Origin of the sequence: Chryseobacterium sp. W4I1 (assembly GCF_030816115.1) — a bacterium.
Taxonomy (GTDB): Bacteria; Bacteroidota; Bacteroidia; order Flavobacteriales; family Weeksellaceae; genus Chryseobacterium.
The window spans coordinates 4,546,168-4,564,352 of sequence record NZ_JAUSXQ010000001.1 but is presented as its reverse complement, the minus strand read 5'-3'; the positions used below and the strand labels follow the sequence as shown (position 1 = coordinate 4,564,352).

Below are 18,185 nucleotides of genomic sequence, written 5' to 3'. Positions count from 1 at the left end.
CAATATTTTGCAGTGCTCACCTGGACAGTATATCATCATCATCAATGAAGGTCAACGCAGAGTGATTGAGAAATTCACAAAGTTAGAACTTAATAAAAAACGTCTTTCAGTTATTTGAAAGACGTTCTTATACAATTTGTTGATAAACTAGTTTGCAGGTACACTGTTAAAATTAAGTGCAATTTTAAGGTTCATATCCGAAGTGGTCTGATTTTTCAGTTCATAAACAGTCCTTACGGTAAGTCCTGAACTTTTTACCACCTCATCCAGATATCCGGTATCATTCAGATCCAGATTTAAGCTGGAAGAGTCTGTAGTTATATTGGAACGTGATGCTACAAGCTTTTCACCAGTACCATTAGATGAAACATATACCTTTACAGATTTAACGGCACTTAAATTACCTCCCGATGGAGACACTACGGAAATTTTAGCATCAGAAATTCTGACATCTTTAATTTTAGCATTATTATTTCCTCCAAACCAGGTTTGCACATTGGTGGCGGTAGAAGTAGAAGAAACTTCTTTATCTGCAGGCACTCCGGTAGAGACCAAAACACTGGCGGTATAAGGGAATGTATTCTGAACAAGCGACTGTACGGTTCCACAGCTTACTACTACTGTTGCAACCGCCGCTGTCATTAAAAATATATTTTTCATAATTTAAACTTTAGGATTAGTTTGCAGAAATTATACCAAATCGATAAACTTAGTCTACACTTACATTAAAACTTCCTTTCGTATTTCCGGAAGCCATATTACTTTTACCGATAATAAGCCATACTTCGCCATTTCCTTTGGTTTCATAAGTAATTTCTCTTCCGAAAGGTCCGTCGTAGTCTCCATTGGGAAGCCTGATCTGGTTGAATCTGATATTAAAGTCTTTTTGATTGGTTGAGATTTTGGCTTTAATAGTCGGTTTGTCGTAATGGGTCAGTTTTAAAACGAGTTCCTGACCGTCTTTTGTAAATTCTTCTCCCAATGTGAAAGGGAGCTGGGATGCATCTGCTGTTCTTATGATCTGCCCCTCTTTTTCGCTTCTCATTACCCCTTTGCGCAGTACTTCTTTGGTGACGGGAGCATTGTTAATGATTGAATCTTTCTTTCTAAGAGCAGCAGAATCTGCTTTTACGGCAGAATCCGGCATTTCTGTAACCACAGCAGAATCCTTGCTTGGAGTTTCTGTTACGCTCGGTTCTTTTTTACATGAAATAATAATCAAAGGGATTAACAATAAGGATTTTTTCATAATAATTATTCTTTTAATGTTTCATAGTAAAGAATTTTTGAGAGAAAAGGCCTTGATCTTTTATCTTCCATTTTTTCTATGGCTCTTTTTTTAAGCTGGGGATCATTTTTGTCCTTTGCATACTGAAGTAATCCTCTTTCGTTAAAGTTGATCTGCTCGAGGTGATACTTCACAACAAAATCTTTACGTTTCATATTCTGGGAAGTAATAATTCCGCCCCAGTTGACATAACTGCAAGCCAAAATTGTTCCATAAAAATACCAGATCATCATATTGAACAGGAACGCATTTCTTTTTTTCCGTTGAATTTTAATAAAAGTAAGAGTCAGCCCAATAAGTGCTAACAACAAGAAAGCCATCACCCCCAGTCTTTTATAGGTAAACCCAAAACTTACGATATATTCATAGTTTTTTAATGCTGCAGAAATAACAAGAATGCCATTCAAAATGATCCAGATTTTAGTAAGAATTTTCATCAGCTTTGCTTTGGGATCAAAATTGAAACCGGATTTGAAGTAAAACATAATCACCAAAACTGCCATGATGATTGATATAATAACCGCATTTATTCTTTCGTGGGTTTCTTCCGAAAGCTGAACCGGAGTTTTTGCAACTTCATAAAACTGTTCATAATTGTAGGTGATAATAAAAAACATGAGCAAAATATTCAGGCAAATGAAAGAAATAACGCCGCTTGCCCTTTCTGAATTGAGATCAAGAAAGGAATAGGTTGACTTTGGAGTTTTAAATTGTTCTTCAAAATCATCATTAAGCAGACTATTATTTTTGTAAATGAATTTCTCAACAGCATAGTTCCAGTAATTGAATGCCACAAAAAAGCCCAGAACTGAGACACACAAAAGCTGCCACAAATTGATATCAAGCTCATAATCCTTGAAAAGGGAAGCAAAGTGATTACTTCCCACAGAATAGATTCCAAAAAACAGAGATATAAACACTAAAGGAATGATAATAAAGGCTAATGTTTTCTGCCATACCCCGGAAACATTTTTTTTAGGCAGCCATTTGTCAAAGCTGAAAAACCTGAAAATAAAGGTAAAACTGTTGATAGCAAAAACAGGAATCAGAAAAAGGATTTTAAGCTTCCGGTTCCTGGATCTGTAAGAAAAAAGAAGCAGGGAACTTACAACCGCCAGAAAAGAAGCAAAATCCCCGTACCAGATAAAAGCTAAACTTGACAGGATGCTTGTAACAAAAAGTATCAACAGAGTTTTTGTCTTGTTTTTCTCCGGAGTTTTGAACAGAGTCAGCAAGGCATAGATAATACCTAGGATCCCAAGATTCATGCCCATGTCCTGATCATAAAACAGGATAACAAACAAAGCGGTTGTAAGGAATATATAATGATGTGTTTTCATAATTTGATAATTAAGAGATTGAGAAATTTAAATATTCATGCGATAGACGATGAAAAGATAAAGCAGGGTAACAGGGATATTAAGCATAAGCAGCAGCGCGGAATTTCCGGAAGCTTTCCTATCTGAAACGTCAGTGAGAAATTCTAAAAGTTCATAGAGCAAAACAAGCAGATTGATCACTACTGCAGTGATTAGAAAATAAAAACCAGATATGATCAGAAAATCAGCTCTGCTTACAACGTAACTTATCAGAAGAAGTGTTCCGGCTAAGAACGAAACCAGAAAAGTATTTCTTCCAATTTTACTGTACTTCAGTTTTTTCATGATCTTTGATTAAAACAATACCTCTGTTTCTTTTTGCCGGATATAATCTTTAAGATGATCGAAATTCTGCCACAGCAGGCTTTCAAAATCCCATTGGTAGAAAGGTCTCATGCTCTGTCCTTTTCTATATGCTTTGATATACAATTTCATATATTCAGGCAGAATAACTGTTCCCAGTACTACTGCCGCAAGGAGATGGGCATTAAGTTTCCCGTTTCCGAGAAGGAGATACTGCATAGCGATCTCATCTTCAAACTGAGTCCCACATCCTGTGATCAGGTGATGTACATCGTGATTTTCCATTTTAGGGATCATAGAAAATCCGTGTTTTTTATAGAACTCACCCAGTTTTCTACCCAGAGAATCTTCCTGAAACTCCAACAGCTGTTTCTCATTGAACTGCCACTGTCTTTTTTTCTTTTTAAAATAGGTCCTGTAGAGTTTTTGCGTTTTATCGTAGATAAAAAGCAGAAATTGAACGCGCATTTTTTTCATAATGTATTATTAATTTAGATTAAGCCCTATAAAAGCATAAAGAACAGCCATGGGAATATTGATCATTAGCATACCGATGGCTTTTAGGCAAGCATTAAGTTTAGACTGATTGGCAATTCCATAAATCAATAGTCCTATGACGAGAAGCAAGTTGATAAAGGTTCCGAAAATTAAAAGCATATAACCTCCGATGGCAAAAGCACTATTTTTTGTTATTAAATAGCCGAAAAGGCAGATATTTCCAAGGACAAAGAAGAGTCCGAAAAGATATTTTCCAAAATTTATAATTTCATGATCTTTCATAAATATAATATTTAGCTTGTGTTAAAGTAAAAGGAGTGATTTCAAGACGTACCCATCATACATTCAAAGAATGTCCATGACGCAATTGTGGTAAAGCATTTTTCAGAAATTCTGCATTATTTGAAGTGGTAATCAGTGTTTAACTTCCAGCGAATTGGCTTCCGAAAATCCCAACTGCCAATTCGATCCAGATCAATGCAAGAACGATCAATACGAAAACGCAGATCAAGATTCTATGACTTTGTTTTTTGATTTTGCTTCTCACTAAATTGATTAGAAATGCAGTGCTAAAGAGTAAAATCCCTGCGATTAGAAAATCTGAAGCGGACCAATTAATCTCCTTAGAAATTATGTTCCCCATCAATGGAATACACAGCAGAACCAATGGAAGAGCATAAATTGTGAGTGTTTTTTGTTTTTGTGTCATCATTTTATTCAATTTTAATATTATAAAGTACTTTGTAATTCAAAGTAAATTTTCAAAAAAATATCCCTTTTATCTTCCCAATAATTTTTCAAGTCCATCTAAATGTTCATTAAAAGCAGTTCTCCCGTTCTGTGTCACACGGTAAGAAGTTTTTGGCTTCTTTCCTACAAATTCTTTTTTCACTTCAATATAGCCGGCTTTTTCTAAAGCGTTGCTATGGCTTGCCAGGTTACCGTCTGTAATATCCAAAAGCGACTTCATTTCAGAAAAATCAACCCAGTCGTTGACCATAAGAACGGACATGATACCCAATCTTACACGGCTTTCGAATTCTTTGTTGAGTTGATTTATTTTAATCATAATGAGGAAATGAATACAGGTTACTTAAAAGGCTACCTTACAATCCTGCAAATTTAATCTTTATTTATATTTTTTATGCATGATCAGCCCATACACGATATGTAAAACACCAAATCCAATCGCCCAAAAAACAAGTCCCCAGCCTAGAAAAAACAGAGAAACCAGCCCCAGAACAATTTGACAATACCCTAAGTATTTGATATCCGTCAAAGTATATCTTTCAGCACTTACGAGGGCTATTCCATAAAATATCAACGTAGCCGGAGCAATCCATACAAAAAGGTGATGGAAAAGAAGAGCAAGGCAGAAAATTCCGCCCGTTACCAAAGGGACAGCGAAAGTTGCAAGCAGACGCTTGGTTGTGGCATCCCAGATCTTCAGGCCTTTCTTTTTGCTTTTATTGGCCGTGAAAAAATATCCACTGAGTACAGCTGTAAGTAAAATGATAGTTCCAATAAGCACAATTTCCTTAATTAATGCAGGACCGAAAAAATTCCTGTTCCCATCAAAATAATCAATTCCCTCACGCTGGAAAACAAAATACACATAGCCTGCACCAATCAGTGCAGCCAGCCCGGCAAAAACTCCTGACAGTCCGCTCAATGAAATAAATCTGGAAGACCGTTCCATCATGGAACGGATATGGGATAAGTCTTCGTGATAATTTTTAGAATCCATAAAAAGAACTTTGAATTACAAAGTTATAATTTATTTTTAATCTGCAAAATATTTTTTAAAATTTTTGATCAAGCAGCTGGTGTTTTTTTATTAACTTTAAGGATATATGATAGTTAAAACTTTAATTAACTTATTATGACAAAACTAATTGACTATTCTCAAATATTCCTCCAAGAAAACATTCCATTGAATGAGGAAGAGATCAACAAGATAGCCGACCATAAAAAAGACTTTTTCAAAGATTTTTCAGGTGCAGTCATTGCTGTTATTATTATCGTAATGCTTATGGCCGCTTTCTTCCTACAAAATGAATTCAAAAATTTCAAATACTATCATTATATTTTATTTTTTGGTGGTGCGGTCGCGTTATATTTATTTTTCGCCCTAGTTCATTGGCTTTTATATCAATATTTTAAGGGAAGATGGAAAAAAGATCTCGAAAATGGAAAAAACAGGTTGAGTAGTATGGTTATTTCCCGGCACAAAACTGAAAATGATGAATACATGATGACCTTTGCCGGACGGCACAAAGGTGAAAAAATAATGCTTCCTGTTGAAAAAACTGTTTATTATCAATATGAATTAGGAACAAAAGTGATGGTAACTTATCTGAAGTACAGTAAGGAAATTCTTTCTCTTGATAAGCTATGAAACTAATTGTTTGGGAATAAAAAAAAGAACCCTGCATAAAACAGGATTCTCATAAAAATATATTAAAAATTGAATGTTACAATGGGTTTTGAACAATGAGTGGATTGGCATTGATTTCATTTCTTGGAATAAGGAATTCCCAGCGTGGATCGGTATTCGGAACGGTCATCAGATTATTCGTAACCACAGACGAATGATTGGCACCAGTTCTGTCCAGCCCCTGATTTAGTCTTTTCAGGTCTAAGAGTCTAAATCCTTCACCCCATAATTCGAGCCTTCTGCTGTTAAGAATTTCATTGATATAGGCAGTCCCTGTCGTGCTGGCTCCGGCATAGCCAATATTTCTGTTTTTAGCGAGTAGGTTAAATACGGTCTTTGAGTCTGTTTCATTTCCTAATCTGGCTAAAGCTTCCGCCTCTATAAGATACATTTCTGCAGCACGCATATAAGGAAGATCTACTCTACTGTCTGCAAAACTGGCAGAAAGAAACTTTTGGCTGGTATATGCAAATTTAGAATAAGTAGAAGGCAAAGCCAGAGAAGTATGTGCTCCCGAAGGATCAAAGTTTTTAGTTCTCACATCTGTCGTAGGAAACATCAGAAATAATTTACTGTTAATCGCTTTTGGTGCCTGACGTATATTGGTGGAATTAAAATTTCTTGACATATACGCTCCGAAATTCGAGAATGTTTCGCCCTGATCTGCAATGATAGTAGCACCCCAGATCCATTCGCTGTTTCCTGCCAGATTATTAAATCCGGCTGTATAAGCTGTATTATCCATCAGAGGATAATCAGTTCTGGCTAATTTAGCAGATGCAGCGGCAACAGCATAATTCCCCTGTGTAAGAGCAATCCTGGCTCTCAATCCAAGAATCACCTTATCATCAAAATGAGACTTTGTTAGTCTTTTACTTCCGGCAAGTCTTGTGGAAGCTTCATTAAGATCATTATTGATTTGTGTATAAACATCTTCAACGGTATTTCTTGCCAGAGGAATTTCGTTAGCCTCCAGTCTGATAGGAACTCCAAGCTGACTGTTCACAGTACCCGGAACATATCTTTTACCATAAATCTGAACCAGCATATAATAACAGAATGCTCTGAATGCATGAGCTTCACCAATTGCGAGCTTTACCGTATTGGCATCTGCAGCATTAGCAACTGGAACTGAAGGTCCGTTGGCAATCACTAAATTGGCATTTCTGATAAGGGCATAATAAAACTGGTACGGATAAAAAACATACAAACTGCTTTCATTCACCTGATCCTGCCATCTGACGGTTGAAATATACCAGCCATTCCCTGTAGAAGGAAACACAAGATCTTCCCCTATAGCATCCATCATAATCATGATACCTCCCTGACCGTTCTGCCCCTGGCTATCATTCTGCCTGTAATACATGTCCCTATGCATTCCATTAATAACCGCCATAAGATTAGTAGCACTTGCGTAGGCAGCGTCCTCAGAGACAGCAGTGGTGGGATCTGTTTCAAGGTAATCACTTTTACATGAAAATAGTACAGTAAAGACCGAAAAAATAACAGCCCATTTTACATATTGTTTTTTTATATTTTTCATAATTAAAATTTTAAAATGATATATTAAATCCAATGGTAACTATTCTGGCTGGAGTATATCTATTAGATGTAGTTCCGTTGAAAGCTTGAGCTGGTTCCAGACCTTTTCTTGCTGTTTTACTCCATAAATTTTCACCGGACACAAGGATCTTCAATCCTGATATTCCAAGCTGAGATAAAGTTTCAGGACTGAAACTATAGCTCAAGGCAGCCTGTCTAAAAGTGATAAAATCAGAACTTACCAACCATCTTGAAGAAGCTGCATTTGAACTGGTGTAAGTAGATGAATTCAACGCAGGGGTATCGGTAATCTGTCCTGGAGTAGTCCATCTGTTTAAAATATCAGTACTTAACGCTCCTCCCTGAGAATAGCTTGACATTAATGTTGCATAATTAGTATCATATGTTTTGCCTCCTAACTGGTAGGTAAACATTGCTGACAGTGCCCATTGTTTATAGGTAATTGCAGTTCCAAAACTCCCAAATAAATTTGGAATTGCGGTACCTGAATAGTCATACTTCGCTTTATTAAAGTTGGTTGTAACAAGAGTTCCATTAACTGTTCTAATATCAGAGGCCGTTGTACCTGCATAATCGTCGGATACCAAAAATAATGGTGCACCATCTGCAGGATCAACACCGTACCACTGTCTCAACCAGTAATCATATACAGAATGTCCCACCGAAATTTTTTTGCTTCCGTTAATAATTTCTTTTATTCCGTTAGAAAGCTCTGTAACCTCATTCTTTAATGTTGAAGCATTTGCATTGATATTCCATGTAAAGTTTTCATTTTTAATAACATCAGCATTAATACTGAACTCAAATCCCCGATTGTACATGGTCCCTACATTTCTACTGATATTATTGTTTGGAACACCAGAAGAAACCGGAAGAGGTACAGGGAAAATTAAATCTTCTGTAACTCTATTATAGTACTCTACAGAACCTGAAATTCTGTTATTAAAAAATCCAAAATCAACTCCAACATCAGTCTGCTTATTGGTTTCCCATGTAATTGTAGGATCCGCTAAGAATCCAAACAGAATTCCAGGTTCCTGAGCATTATTATAGCCTAGACTATAAGTACTTTTGTACATGTAGTAACTGTCTGTTCTGTCATTTCCTACTTCTCCGTAAGAACCACGAAGTTTTAAATCACTGATCAGATTAGAATCTTTTAAAAATTCTTCTCCTTTAATTCTCCACCCTGCCCCAACAGACCAAAAAGAATCCCACCTTACATCTTTACTAAATCTGGATGAACCGTCCCAACGGATAGATCCGGAAAGCATATATTTAGAATTATAGTCATAATTCAGTCTAGAAAAAACTCCCTCTTTCCTGTAATTGTCTGTTTGAGAAGTAAGCGTTGATGGTGTTACAAAGTTGATCAGCTCATCATTATCATCTACAACCTGTCCTTTTTTATAGCCATATAGATATTCATAAGTGAACTTATAATTTTCATGTCCTAATAAATACTCAAAATTATGGTTACCGAATTTTCTTTTGTAGTTTAAGAGCTGGTTCCAGGTTAATGTCTGCTCAGAAAAACTTATTTTCTCTGCTGCTCCAGCAGGTGCTGAATCACCAATGATTCTGTTTCCATATGTGCTTCGTCGGTTATTTCTTATATCATACCCAACATTAGTGGATAATGTAAGATAAGGGTCAACCTTGATTTCGGCATATGCCCTTGAAATAATATAATAGTTTTTTGAAATATCTTTATTGAGAAGAGTCTCTTGGATCACATTTCTTCCTGCAGCTGCGTCAGCTCCTCTTAAACTTCCCGGATCGTATATCACATTTCCGGCACCATCATAAAGAGTAGCAAATGTATTGAGATCATGAGCATAAGGGCTATAAATAGGCCCCATTGTTCTTGTCCACCTGTATGGATTGATGTAGGACGAATTATTATCTACCCCATCAACAGAATTGTTTCCATTGGAAGAAACACCACTGATACTTGTCCCAAGTTTAAGCCAGCTTTTAACCTGAGAATCAACTTTCAACCTAGCTGTAAATCTTTCAAAATCAGACTTTATAAGATATCCCGTTTCGTTTGTATATCCTACAGAAGTAAAATAAGAGGTTGTATTGCTCCCTCCACTATAGTTGAGTTCATAATTCTGCCTGAAACCTGTATTAATTAAAGGCCCCTGCCAATCTAAATCTGTATATTTCAGTTTAGCGTTTGGATTTAACACCCCATCAATAACTAATTGATGAGGATCAACGTCAAATACATTTGTTTTTAGAACCCCTGGTCCAAATGCCGTGTTTCCAGAAACCAAAACTATAGAAGCATAATTATTAGCAGCAGCGAGCCCTAATGCCGGGTTAGATGCAAATCTTCCATTTCTGATAGCTTCCCAGATAAGCGGATAGTATTGATGAACATTTACCCTATCATATTCAGGAATAGATCTTCCCACATATCCGGTACTCATGCCAAAATTAAAAGAATCTTTGCCCTTCCTTCCTGATTTAGTAGTGATAAGAATAACACCGTTAGCTGCAGCCGAACCATAAAGTGATGTGGAGGCAGCATCTTTTAAAATATTGAACGAAGCAATATCATTAGGATTAATTGCAGCAAGTGAGCCTGTATAAACTGTTCCATCTACTACATATAAAGGTGCTGTCGTAATGCCATAAGAGCCAATACCTCTGATCTGGATGCTGGGTGAACTGCCTGGCTGGCCGGTTCCTGTGCTTACCTTAACGCCGGCACTGGCACCGTCGATAGCCTGCCCAATACTTGAAATAGGACGGTCTGCAAATTGTTTTGCCTTTACTTCTGTATTAGAGCCTACTAATGTTTCTTTTTTTTGGCTACCATAGGCTACAACGATCACCTCATCTATTTTATGTTCTTCCTGAGTAGTGTCGCGTTTAGCTTTTTGAGCTGCAACAGTCTGTCCACCTGCAAAAAAGAGCACAGCTGTCAATAACGATAATTGTAATTTCATATTAACACATTTTAACAATAACGCAAATATATATTAATAAACGTTAAGATTTTATAAATTAAGTTAATTTAATTACAATTGTATAATTAATATAAATATTTAATGTCAAATAATAGATTAATTAATAATTTTAATAATAGTTCAATAAATACAAAACAAAAATTATAGAGTTTTTTAAATTTTAAATAAAAAAAACCGCTAAAACAATCAGCGGTTATATATGGATTAAAGAATCTGAAGTTTATTTCGCTCTCAGTCTTTGTTTAATGGATTCAATATTTTTCTTGGCAGAATCTTCAAGGATCAAACTGGCACTCATATGAATTCTTGCCGGCATCAGTTCACTGAAATGATCTGTTCCTTCCCAGGAAACTTTTTTGATCAATGCCAATGCTTCACTGCTTCTGGAAGCTAATGTCTGCATAAATTTGTCTAATCTGGAATCCATTTCTTCAATATTCTCTGATACAGAATGATAGATGTTATGCTGCTCTGCCCACTCTGCGGATCTGAAGTCTGCATCAATAGCCATTGCAGAGAACTGTGATTTCCCAATCTTTCTTTCCACATAAGGCCCGATCACGAATGGTCCGATTCCTAAATTGATCTCCGTAAGTGCTAAAGCAGAATCTTTTGTAGCAAAACAGTAATCTGCACCACAGGCAATTCCTACTCCTCCACCGGTTGTTTTTCCCTGAACTCTTACTACGACTATTTTACCGCAGTTTCTCATAGCATTCAGAACTTTTGCAAATCCACCGAAAAATTTCGTAGAGGCTTCAAGCTCTTCAATAGCTAAAAGCTCATCGAAACTTGCTCCTGCGCAGAACGCTTTTTCACCGTCACTTTTTACTAAAATAGCTTTTACTTCTTCTTTAGCACCCTCATCCAGGATGGTCTGAGCCAGTTTCTCTAAAATGATACCGGGAAGTGAATTGCTTTTTGGGGTTCCGAAAGTGATTTCGGCAATATTATTTTTAATTTCTGATGCTACGAATTCGTTCATTTTTATTTTTATTGGATTCTTACAAAAATACTAAATACCTCTGTTCCGGAGAAAATTACAAGGCATAAATTATCTATTAAAAAAATCCTAAAATATCTGTATCCTTTTTTATTGTAAATCCTTTGTCCATCAATGAAAGTAAATATACATTACGTAGAAATACGGACTCCTCAATTTGGTATTTTCTACTCTAGTACTGCCTTTCTATATATTGTTCCTTTGGCTTAATAAAAACTAACAATCACAGGCGGAATCTGAAAAGCCTTTAACAGAGTAAGAAAATTTAACAACTGAAAAACTATTATCATGGAAGAATACATGGCGACCGTACAATTATTTGCAGGAAATTTTGCACCTAAAAACTGGATGTTCTGCGATGGAAGATTATTAAGCATCGCTCAAAACTCAGCATTATTTTCATTATTGGGAACTACATATGGTGGCGACGGCGTTACTACTTTTGCCTTACCTAATTTGATTGGGCGCATGGCGTTAGGATCCGGGAATATGAATGCCAATAAATACTATCCTTTAGGTGTGGCAGCAGGAACAGATCAGAATACATTGCTTCAACAGAATCTACCGAGTATCGGAGCAGGATTTCAGTTAAAAGTTGCAAATGCAAACGCTACAGTAGCAGCCCCATCAGCTAACACTTCTATTGCTATTACTGGAAACCAGGTTGGAAGAGATTTCACAGCGGTACCAAGTTTCGTACAGGCAGATCCTGATACTGCAATCAATGCGAGATCTATCAGCTATACGGGACAAAATCTTCCGGTAAACAACATGCCGCCTTACTTAGGGCTTAATTATATCATTTGCGTAGCGGGAATTTATCCTTCACGTGACTAAAAAAAACAATCTATTTTAAAACCTAAATCATGAAAAGATCTATTTTTTTAACCATCTGTAGTCTGCTCATATCTTTATTTTCTTTTGGACAGACCAGTACGGAACAATTTGAAACTGAATCCAACGGGAGTCCAAGTTTCACAGATAACGGAGTGATTTTTAATATCATTTCCTATGTATCAACATTTGACATTCAGGCAAATTACCCGGGAACGGGCTGGAATGGGACAGCTAATGATAACAGGTATATTGATAATTCCGGTTCTGTTGCCACAGATGCTTCTTTTAGTATTAAGAGCACATCCAACTTATTTAAAGTCAATCGATTTTGGATATTTCTTTCTAATAATGCATTAAATCAAAATGTTGTCGGAAATCTTACCGTAACCGGAAAATTATCTGGAGTAACTAAATTTACTCAAACCAAGACGACAGGTTTTGTTACATCTCTTGGTGCAACCAATGGATATACTTTAATTGATTTAACAAATCTGAATGGGCAAAACTATTCGAACATTGTTATTGATGAACTTCGAATCACTTCAGGCGGAGCCTATACCTATGTAGGTGTGGATTCATTTACCTGGGTAAAAGATACAGGTATTGTATTGGCAACGAATGACGCTGCAACTCCACAAAAAAGAATGAGTATTTATCCTAATCCTACCAGCGGACCTCTTTCTATTACAACGGAAAGCCCTACCCAGGCTGAAATTTACAGCCAGGATGGTAAACTTCTGAAAAATATTGAAATGAAAAAAGGAGCCAATCAGACAGATATCTCGGAACTTCCGAATGGTGTTTACATCTTAAAGACATCGTCGGGATCTTCCAAAATTATCAAGAAATAAAATTTTCATAAGCGATTTTGTACGCAAAAAAAGATTCTAAATGCATAAATGAGAAATCCCTTGATTATTCAGGGGATTTTTTGTTTTTCAGTGCTAAAATATATTTGTCAATATAGAGCTGTTTTTCTTTTGTTTTGTATTGTTGGATATATCTTGGATGCTCAAGAACGGTCATTTTATCGAACAAATGAGCTTCTTTATTCAATGCCGAAATAAATACTGAATTCTTTTTGCCGAGAACAAAAACCTCTGAAGTATCGACCCCTAGACTGAGATGCTTTTTCAAGGAATCAATCATAAAATCTTTTACGGCCTCAAAGAGTTTTTTATCATCATAATAATTGGCGTTCAGCCAGCCTGTTTTTGTTTTTCTGACAATGGCCAGCGGAAATGGTGAATTGATGTAAATATCTTTGTAAAATTCTTCTGCACCACCATATTCGGCGATCATATCGTACATGAAAACCGAGGAAACTTCATGGGTCCGGGCTGACTGCATTTTAATCCCGCAGACAGCCTCCAGCCTTTTGGTATCGGTAAACGGAACACCCGTTACTCCTGCTCCATGCCGGCTGGGATTAATGCCGATGATGAATTTCCTCCGGTTCTGATCATTATAATATTTGTGATAAAATTCCTGCATGACAGTCATGGTTTCCGGATTGTCCAGATACGGGTTCAATGCCTGAAACGCTTCAGGAAGTTCCCCAGTATATTCTAGATTTTCATTAAACTGAATGACTTTATCCGCAAAAGTTTTATCCATATTAGTTTTTCAGAAAAATAAAATTTTCAGGTTGATCATCATCATCTTTATAATCTTCCTCGTCCCCTTCTTCACTTAAAACCAATTCAATATCAATAAATTGAATATATAAGCCACAAATTTCTCCGTTGGTATCATAAGCAAAGTAAACAGGATAGCCTCCGTCCCCAAAACCACTTGCAAACATTGGAATCTGATAATTGGTACCCGGAACAGTCCAATTGATCCAATCTCCGGCTTCTCTCTGATTGTTAGGATTGTCTTTATAGCTTTGTGCAAAAAGTCCGGAAAAATAATCATCGTAAATATTGTCGAAATCTTTTTCATCTACAAATTGGTCTACAAAAGGAAGTACTTCTGCATCAGTAATACAGCCTAAACCAGCATCCACTCCGAAACCAAAAAAATCGTCTTCCGTTATATCCTCCAACTCTTCAATTCCGATGAGCGCTTCTCTGTAAACAACAGGTTTTTCTTTGGTAAATTCAACTTTTACAACGGCATATCTGTCTCCCCAGTCTTCAGATTTTACCACAGCAATGGTGACAGGGAAATTTCCCTTTGGGGCCTGAATAAAATAAGGTGATTGATTGGCATTAAGAGAAACCAATGGATCTCTCACCACCACTTTTCCGGAAGGAAGAGAAACATTTCCAATTTTCATTACTTCCAGTTTTTGTTCCAGAATTTCATCTGAAGTAAAATAAGTTTCCAAATCTGTAGGACAGGTAAGAATATCTTTTACCTCTTCCCATTTTTGCATCCAGCTTTCGTTCATTGTTTTGTCTTTTGATTTGTTTTAAAGTTTAAAAGTACCTGTTTATTTATTCCCCGTCAAATTCTTCTTCAGATTTCAATCCTTTTATGAAAGTTTCAAAGTCTTTGGCCAGCAATATCTTTTTATAATCATCTTCCTGATCAATGTGAACCACTTCAGGCTCTCCATCTTTTCCACAATTGGAATAATCCAGCATAACCATATCATGTCCTGCTGAAGGACAGTCGCATATATAAACACCGATTGCCGGATATCCCCACTCATCGATCATGAATTGGCTTCCGAGTTCTCCACAAATGGAATAGGTTTTCTCTCTTCCGATTCCCATAATTCCGGTAATGGCAATATGATCATCTGCCCAAGAGTTCTCTTCTGATGTAGGAAAACAGGATTTATCAACCAACCCGCCGTTCTGCAGTCTCATCAGTTCAATTTAAGAAGCCGGAAGTTTGTAGCCAAGCTCTTCTTCTACGGAAGCAATAAGCTCATCATCCGGAAACGGTTCGATATAATCTCTCACGGAGTAACTGCTTTCGTTCCAGAAATCCGTAAAGTCAAAGTCTTTGAAAAATTGTAGTTCCATATCTTGTTTTAAATAATGAGATTCTGATTGTACTGTAAAAGTAATTAAAATCCTTGTCAAGGTTAAAAAAATCCCTTTCAGTAAAAACCAAAAGGGATCATAAATTTATATTTTATTTTGAATTAAATCAATCCAAACTGTTCAAAGTGATGGGTAAAATGCTTTTTATGCATCAGTTCCCACATTTCTTTATTCAGTTTTCCAAATACAAAATTCATATGCTCTGCTTGTGGATTTTCTCTGTAATACACTGTAAATCTTTGTAAGTTATCCAGGAAAGACTGTTTGGCAGCATCCAGATTTTTATGCTTCAATTCCAATAAGGTTTCATCTTCAGCCAGGAATGGAGCAGGGAAATCTTTCGGCATTTTTCTATGGTTATAAAGTGAATCCTGCCATTTTTCCAACTGTTCTTCCGGTGTGAAACATTTGTCGGCCTCCGGCTCACCTAAACTTACCAGAACACCATGTTCCAGATGTTCGATCATTTGCTGAGGAGACATTTTACCCCAACTTGGCTGTGTGCTTTCTGTTAAACCTCCTAATATCTTCTGAACATTTTTCACATTCAGATCGATGAAAGGAGAATGTTTTGCCACCAATGTTAAGATCGTCGCTACACAAACGATTTCATCTCTTTGATTCACCACTTCTACCAGCCATTTTACAACGCCTGAAGGAATGTTTCTTCCTTTTACCCCTCTGTTTATTTTTTCTTTTGCTGTTAAATACACTGTGATAGTATCTCCTGCATAAACGGGTTTAAAGAATGAACAGTTTTCCAATCCATAGTTTGCAATAACAGGTCCTTTTTTCCCTGAAACGAAGAGCCCTGCTGCTGCAGAAAGGATGAAATATCCGTGAGCAACTGTTTTGTCGAAAATAGTTCCGGTTAAGCTGGTTGCATCAGTATGGGCATAGAAATGATCCCATGAAACGTTGGAGAAATTAACGATATCCGCATCAGTAACGGTTCTTCCTGCCGTTTCCAGTGAATCTCCTACTTCCACTTCTTCAAAATATTTCTGAAACGGATGCTTGTCTGAGAATTTTTTCTCTGCACCCTGCTGATATACTTTTGTAATCGCCTTCAACACATCCGGAGAACCCTGAATTGCTGTTTTCTGAAGGAAGAAATGAAGACCGTTCAGTCCGCCCATTTCCTCACCTCCACCAGCTCTTCCCGGACCACCATGCATCAGTGTAGGCAGCGGTGAACCGTGACCTGTACTTTCTTTGGCGTTATCTCTGTTCAGAACAAAAATTCTGCCGTGCTGGGAAGCCATTTTCCATGACGTTTCTGCGATAAAGTTTTCATCATGTGAAATAATAGAACCTACCAAGCTTCCTTTTCCTCTTTTAGCAAGAGCTGCTGCTTCTTCGGCATCTTTGTAAGGCATTAACGTAGAAACCGGTCCGAACGCTTCTACATCGTGAGAGATGTTTTTCTCAAAAGGCTTATCGTTTAAGAACAGTTTCGGGCTCATAAATGCTCCATTGTCATAATCTGCATCTACAAGCTCATGCTTTCCGTCGTAAATTAGTTCGGTTTCAGATTTTAAAATATTTACTTTTCTAACGACCTCATCATACTGCTGTTTCCCTACCAGTGATCCCATTCTGGTTTCTCTGCTTAACGGGTTTCCGATTTTGGTTTGATCTAAAGCTTTAGACAAAGCATTCTGAACATCTCCGATGAGGTGCTCAGGGACAATAATTCTTCTGATTGCCGTACATTTCTGCCCTGCTTTTGTGGTCATTTCAGTACGTACTTCTTTAATGAACAGATCAAATTCCGGAGTGCCCGGTTTTGCATCCAAACCTAAAATGGAGCAGTTGAGTGAATCTGCTTCCATATTGAAACGCACTGCATTGCCTGCGATGGAAGGCATTGATTTCAGTTTTCTTCCTGTATGGGCAGAACCGGTGAACAGCACAGAATCACCATCCTGAACATAATCCAGGATATTTCCTGGCTCACCGCAAACCAATTGAAGTGCACCTTCCGGAAGCACTCCACTTTCGATCATATCCTGAAAAACAGCATTCGTTAAGTAAGAACCGTAAGGAGATGGCTTTACAATGGAAGGAACACCTGCCAACAGGGATGTTGACAATTTTTCCAGCATTCCCCAAACCGGAAAGTTATAGGCATTGATCTGTATAGAAACCCCTTCACTTGGTGTAAGAATATGAGTTCCCAGAAAAGTTCCGTTGGCAGAGATTTTCTGAGTTTCCCCATCCACCCAAAACGGAGTGTTTGGAAGCATTCTTTTTGCCAATCCGGAATAGGTAAAGAAAGTGCCGAAACCTCCTTCTATATCTACCCATGAATCTGCGTGGGTAGCTCCGGTTTTATATGATAATTCGTAATATTTTTTCTTTCTTTCCAAAAGATAAAGAGCCACTTTTTTCAGCATCTCTCCTCTGTCATAAAACGTCATGGAAGAAAGGTTTTTGTAGCCTACTGTTCTTCCGTAGTCAAGGGCCTGCTCAAAATTAAGCCCTTCTGTATCTGAAACAGCAACCTGCTCGCCTGTAACGGCATTGTATAAAGGCATTCCGTTTCCGGTACCTTCTACCCATTCTCCGTAGATGTAATTTTTCAGTTTTTCCATATTATTTTTAACTTTTTACTGACTTTATTTTTTAATAATGAGTTGTACCATTTTCCTTCCTGCCACAAACAGCAGCAACAGAACAAGGGAAAAATCCATAATCAGGACTGCATCTGCAAAGAGGGTATATAAAAAATCCTTCTGTTTCAGCTTTCTGATCACATGTTCTGATTCTACATGCTCCAATGCATCGGAAATACCTAATAATTCTTTCAGCAAATAGAATCCTGCATAATTGATTCCGATGAGAGCAATGAACAGGAAACTCCAATATCTCTTCAGAAAAGGTATCATTTCAAA

The 18,185-nt window shown here is 37.1% G+C and carries 21 protein-coding genes; 3 read left to right on the top strand and 18 right to left on the bottom strand.

The window, feature by feature from the left end; genetic code table 11:
- Positions 1-147: 147 nt before the first annotated feature.
- The 9 genes from QF044_RS21305 to QF044_RS21265 form a co-directional block, all read right to left on the bottom strand.
- Positions 148-660 (bottom strand): hypothetical protein, encoded by a 513-nt coding sequence (locus QF044_RS21305; protein WP_307271797.1) that lies wholly within the window; start codon positions 658-660, stop codon positions 148-150.
- A gap of 49 nt (positions 661-709) precedes the next feature.
- Complete coding sequence (locus tag QF044_RS21300) at positions 710-1,249, bottom strand: hypothetical protein (protein WP_307271795.1); 540 nt, start codon at positions 1,247-1,249, stop codon at positions 710-712.
- 5 nt (positions 1,250-1,254) lie between these two features.
- Positions 1,255-2,628, bottom strand: coding sequence for a DUF4173 domain-containing protein (locus tag QF044_RS21295; protein WP_307271792.1), 1,374 nt, complete (start codon positions 2,626-2,628; stop codon positions 1,255-1,257).
- A 27-nt stretch (positions 2,629-2,655) separates the two neighbouring features.
- Complete coding sequence (locus QF044_RS21290) at positions 2,656-2,952, bottom strand: hypothetical protein (protein WP_307271789.1); 297 nt, start codon at positions 2,950-2,952, stop codon at positions 2,656-2,658.
- A 9-nt stretch (positions 2,953-2,961) separates the two neighbouring features.
- On the bottom strand, positions 2,962-3,447 hold the full coding sequence (locus QF044_RS21285; protein ID WP_307271787.1) for a Coq4 family protein: 486 nt from the start codon (positions 3,445-3,447) through the stop codon (positions 2,962-2,964).
- 9 nt (positions 3,448-3,456) lie between these two features.
- Positions 3,457-3,750, bottom strand: a complete 294-nt coding sequence (locus QF044_RS21280; protein WP_307271786.1) for a hypothetical protein — start codon at positions 3,748-3,750, stop codon at positions 3,457-3,459.
- A gap of 139 nt (positions 3,751-3,889) precedes the next feature.
- Positions 3,890-4,180 carry a hypothetical protein gene (locus QF044_RS21275; RefSeq protein WP_307271783.1) on the bottom strand — a complete coding sequence of 97 codons (291 nt, stop codon included), beginning with the start codon at positions 4,178-4,180 and terminating at the stop codon, positions 3,890-3,892.
- 66 nt (positions 4,181-4,246) lie between these two features.
- The gene (locus QF044_RS21270; RefSeq protein WP_307271781.1) at positions 4,247-4,537 is read right to left on the bottom strand and encodes a transcriptional regulator; all 291 of its coding nucleotides are present in this window, start codon (positions 4,535-4,537) and stop codon (positions 4,247-4,249) included.
- Between the two features lie 60 nt (positions 4,538-4,597).
- Positions 4,598-5,215, bottom strand: a complete 618-nt coding sequence (locus QF044_RS21265) for a hypothetical protein (RefSeq protein ID WP_307271780.1) — start codon at positions 5,213-5,215, stop codon at positions 4,598-4,600.
- Positions 5,216-5,350: 135 nt separating this feature from the next.
- On the opposite strand from QF044_RS21265, the gene QF044_RS21260 reads away from it, so the two are divergent.
- The gene (locus tag QF044_RS21260; RefSeq protein ID WP_307271777.1) at positions 5,351-5,866 is read left to right on the top strand and encodes a bile acid:sodium symporter; all 516 of its coding nucleotides are present in this window, start codon (positions 5,351-5,353) and stop codon (positions 5,864-5,866) included.
- A 76-nt stretch (positions 5,867-5,942) separates the two neighbouring features.
- Here the strand turns inward: QF044_RS21260 and QF044_RS21255 are convergent, their stop codons facing one another.
- The 3 genes from QF044_RS21255 to QF044_RS21245 form a co-directional block, all read right to left on the bottom strand.
- Positions 5,943-7,448: a RagB/SusD family nutrient uptake outer membrane protein gene (locus tag QF044_RS21255; RefSeq protein ID WP_307271775.1), complete on the bottom strand. Its 1,506-nt coding sequence runs from the start codon at positions 7,446-7,448 to the stop codon at positions 5,943-5,945.
- Positions 7,449-7,458: 10 nt separating this feature from the next.
- The gene (locus tag QF044_RS21250) at positions 7,459-10,428 is read right to left on the bottom strand and encodes a SusC/RagA family TonB-linked outer membrane protein (protein WP_307271772.1); all 2,970 of its coding nucleotides are present in this window, start codon (positions 10,426-10,428) and stop codon (positions 7,459-7,461) included.
- Between the two features lie 241 nt (positions 10,429-10,669).
- Positions 10,670-11,434 (bottom strand): enoyl-CoA hydratase/isomerase family protein, encoded by a 765-nt coding sequence (locus QF044_RS21245; RefSeq protein ID WP_307271769.1) that lies wholly within the window; start codon positions 11,432-11,434, stop codon positions 10,670-10,672.
- A 306-nt stretch (positions 11,435-11,740) separates the two neighbouring features.
- Between QF044_RS21245 and QF044_RS21240 the strand changes: the two genes are divergently transcribed.
- The gene (locus tag QF044_RS21240; protein ID WP_307271767.1) at positions 11,741-12,289 is read left to right on the top strand and encodes a phage tail protein; all 549 of its coding nucleotides are present in this window, start codon (positions 11,741-11,743) and stop codon (positions 12,287-12,289) included.
- Between the two features lie 29 nt (positions 12,290-12,318).
- Complete coding sequence (locus tag QF044_RS21235; RefSeq protein WP_307271765.1) at positions 12,319-13,140, top strand: T9SS type A sorting domain-containing protein; 822 nt, start codon at positions 12,319-12,321, stop codon at positions 13,138-13,140.
- A gap of 64 nt (positions 13,141-13,204) precedes the next feature.
- Here QF044_RS21235 and QF044_RS21230 read toward each other — a convergent pair whose 3' ends face one another.
- The 6 genes from QF044_RS21230 to QF044_RS21205 form a co-directional block, all read right to left on the bottom strand.
- Positions 13,205-13,906 (bottom strand): SMUG2 DNA glycosylase family protein, encoded by a 702-nt coding sequence (locus QF044_RS21230; RefSeq protein ID WP_307271763.1) that lies wholly within the window; start codon positions 13,904-13,906, stop codon positions 13,205-13,207.
- 1 nt (position 13,907) lies between these two features.
- Complete coding sequence (locus QF044_RS21225; protein WP_307271760.1) at positions 13,908-14,684, bottom strand: DUF4241 domain-containing protein; 777 nt, start codon at positions 14,682-14,684, stop codon at positions 13,908-13,910.
- A 46-nt stretch (positions 14,685-14,730) separates the two neighbouring features.
- Positions 14,731-15,108: an SMI1/KNR4 family protein gene (locus tag QF044_RS21220; protein WP_307271757.1), complete on the bottom strand. Its 378-nt coding sequence runs from the start codon at positions 15,106-15,108 to the stop codon at positions 14,731-14,733.
- 9 nt (positions 15,109-15,117) lie between these two features.
- A complete protein-coding gene (locus QF044_RS21215; RefSeq protein ID WP_307271754.1) occupies positions 15,118-15,267 on the bottom strand; it encodes a hypothetical protein in 150 nt (49 codons plus the stop codon).
- A gap of 122 nt (positions 15,268-15,389) precedes the next feature.
- Entirely contained in the window at positions 15,390-17,885 is a 2,496-nt protein-coding gene (gene paaZ / locus QF044_RS21210) for a phenylacetic acid degradation bifunctional protein PaaZ (RefSeq protein ID WP_307271752.1), read from the bottom strand.
- A 24-nt stretch (positions 17,886-17,909) separates the two neighbouring features.
- Entirely contained in the window at positions 17,910-18,179 is a 270-nt protein-coding gene (locus tag QF044_RS21205; RefSeq protein WP_307271750.1) for a hypothetical protein, read from the bottom strand.
- Between the last annotated feature and the right edge of the window lie 6 nt (positions 18,180-18,185).

What these genes read in the sequence shown, in the direction of transcription:
- QF044_RS21295 (WP_307271792.1), bottom strand. Translation starts at nt 2,628, where the DNA reads ATGAAAACACATCATTATATATTCCTTACAACCGCTTTGTTTGTTATC.
- QF044_RS21260 (WP_307271777.1), top strand. Translation starts at nt 5,351, where the DNA reads ATGACAAAACTAATTGACTATTCTCAAATATTCCTCCAAGAAAACATT.
- QF044_RS21270 (WP_307271781.1), bottom strand. Translation starts at nt 4,537, where the DNA reads ATGATTAAAATAAATCAACTCAACAAAGAATTCGAAAGCCGTGTAAGA.
- QF044_RS21305 (WP_307271797.1), bottom strand. Translation starts at nt 660, where the DNA reads ATGAAAAATATATTTTTAATGACAGCGGCGGTTGCAACAGTAGTAGTA.
- QF044_RS21285 (WP_307271787.1), bottom strand. Translation starts at nt 3,447, where the DNA reads ATGAAAAAAATGCGCGTTCAATTTCTGCTTTTTATCTACGATAAAACG.
- QF044_RS21235 (WP_307271765.1), top strand. Translation starts at nt 12,319, where the DNA reads ATGAAAAGATCTATTTTTTTAACCATCTGTAGTCTGCTCATATCTTTA.
- QF044_RS21255 (WP_307271775.1), bottom strand. Translation starts at nt 7,448, where the DNA reads ATGAAAAATATAAAAAAACAATATGTAAAATGGGCTGTTATTTTTTCG.
- QF044_RS21300 (WP_307271795.1), bottom strand. Translation starts at nt 1,249, where the DNA reads ATGAAAAAATCCTTATTGTTAATCCCTTTGATTATTATTTCATGTAAA.
- QF044_RS21220 (WP_307271757.1), bottom strand. Translation starts at nt 15,108, where the DNA reads ATGAGACTGCAGAACGGCGGGTTGGTTGATAAATCCTGTTTTCCTACA.
- QF044_RS21290 (WP_307271789.1), bottom strand. Translation starts at nt 2,952, where the DNA reads ATGAAAAAACTGAAGTACAGTAAAATTGGAAGAAATACTTTTCTGGTT.
- QF044_RS21275 (WP_307271783.1), bottom strand. Translation starts at nt 4,180, where the DNA reads ATGATGACACAAAAACAAAAAACACTCACAATTTATGCTCTTCCATTG.
- QF044_RS21250 (WP_307271772.1), bottom strand. Translation starts at nt 10,428, where the DNA reads ATGAAATTACAATTATCGTTATTGACAGCTGTGCTCTTTTTTGCAGGT.
- QF044_RS21280 (WP_307271786.1), bottom strand. Translation starts at nt 3,750, where the DNA reads ATGAAAGATCATGAAATTATAAATTTTGGAAAATATCTTTTCGGACTC.
- QF044_RS21215 (WP_307271754.1), bottom strand. Translation starts at nt 15,267, where the DNA reads ATGGAACTACAATTTTTCAAAGACTTTGACTTTACGGATTTCTGGAAC.
- QF044_RS21245 (WP_307271769.1), bottom strand. Translation starts at nt 11,434, where the DNA reads ATGAACGAATTCGTAGCATCAGAAATTAAAAATAATATTGCCGAAATC.
- paaZ (WP_307271752.1), bottom strand. Translation starts at nt 17,885, where the DNA reads ATGGAAAAACTGAAAAATTACATCTACGGAGAATGGGTAGAAGGTACC.
- QF044_RS21265 (WP_307271780.1), bottom strand. Translation starts at nt 5,215, where the DNA reads ATGGATTCTAAAAATTATCACGAAGACTTATCCCATATCCGTTCCATG.
- QF044_RS21225 (WP_307271760.1), bottom strand. Translation starts at nt 14,684, where the DNA reads ATGAACGAAAGCTGGATGCAAAAATGGGAAGAGGTAAAAGATATTCTT.
- QF044_RS21240 (WP_307271767.1), top strand. Translation starts at nt 11,741, where the DNA reads ATGGAAGAATACATGGCGACCGTACAATTATTTGCAGGAAATTTTGCA.
- QF044_RS21230 (WP_307271763.1), bottom strand. Translation starts at nt 13,906, where the DNA reads ATGGATAAAACTTTTGCGGATAAAGTCATTCAGTTTAATGAAAATCTA.
- QF044_RS21205 (WP_307271750.1), bottom strand. Translation starts at nt 18,179, where the DNA reads ATGATACCTTTTCTGAAGAGATATTGGAGTTTCCTGTTCATTGCTCTC.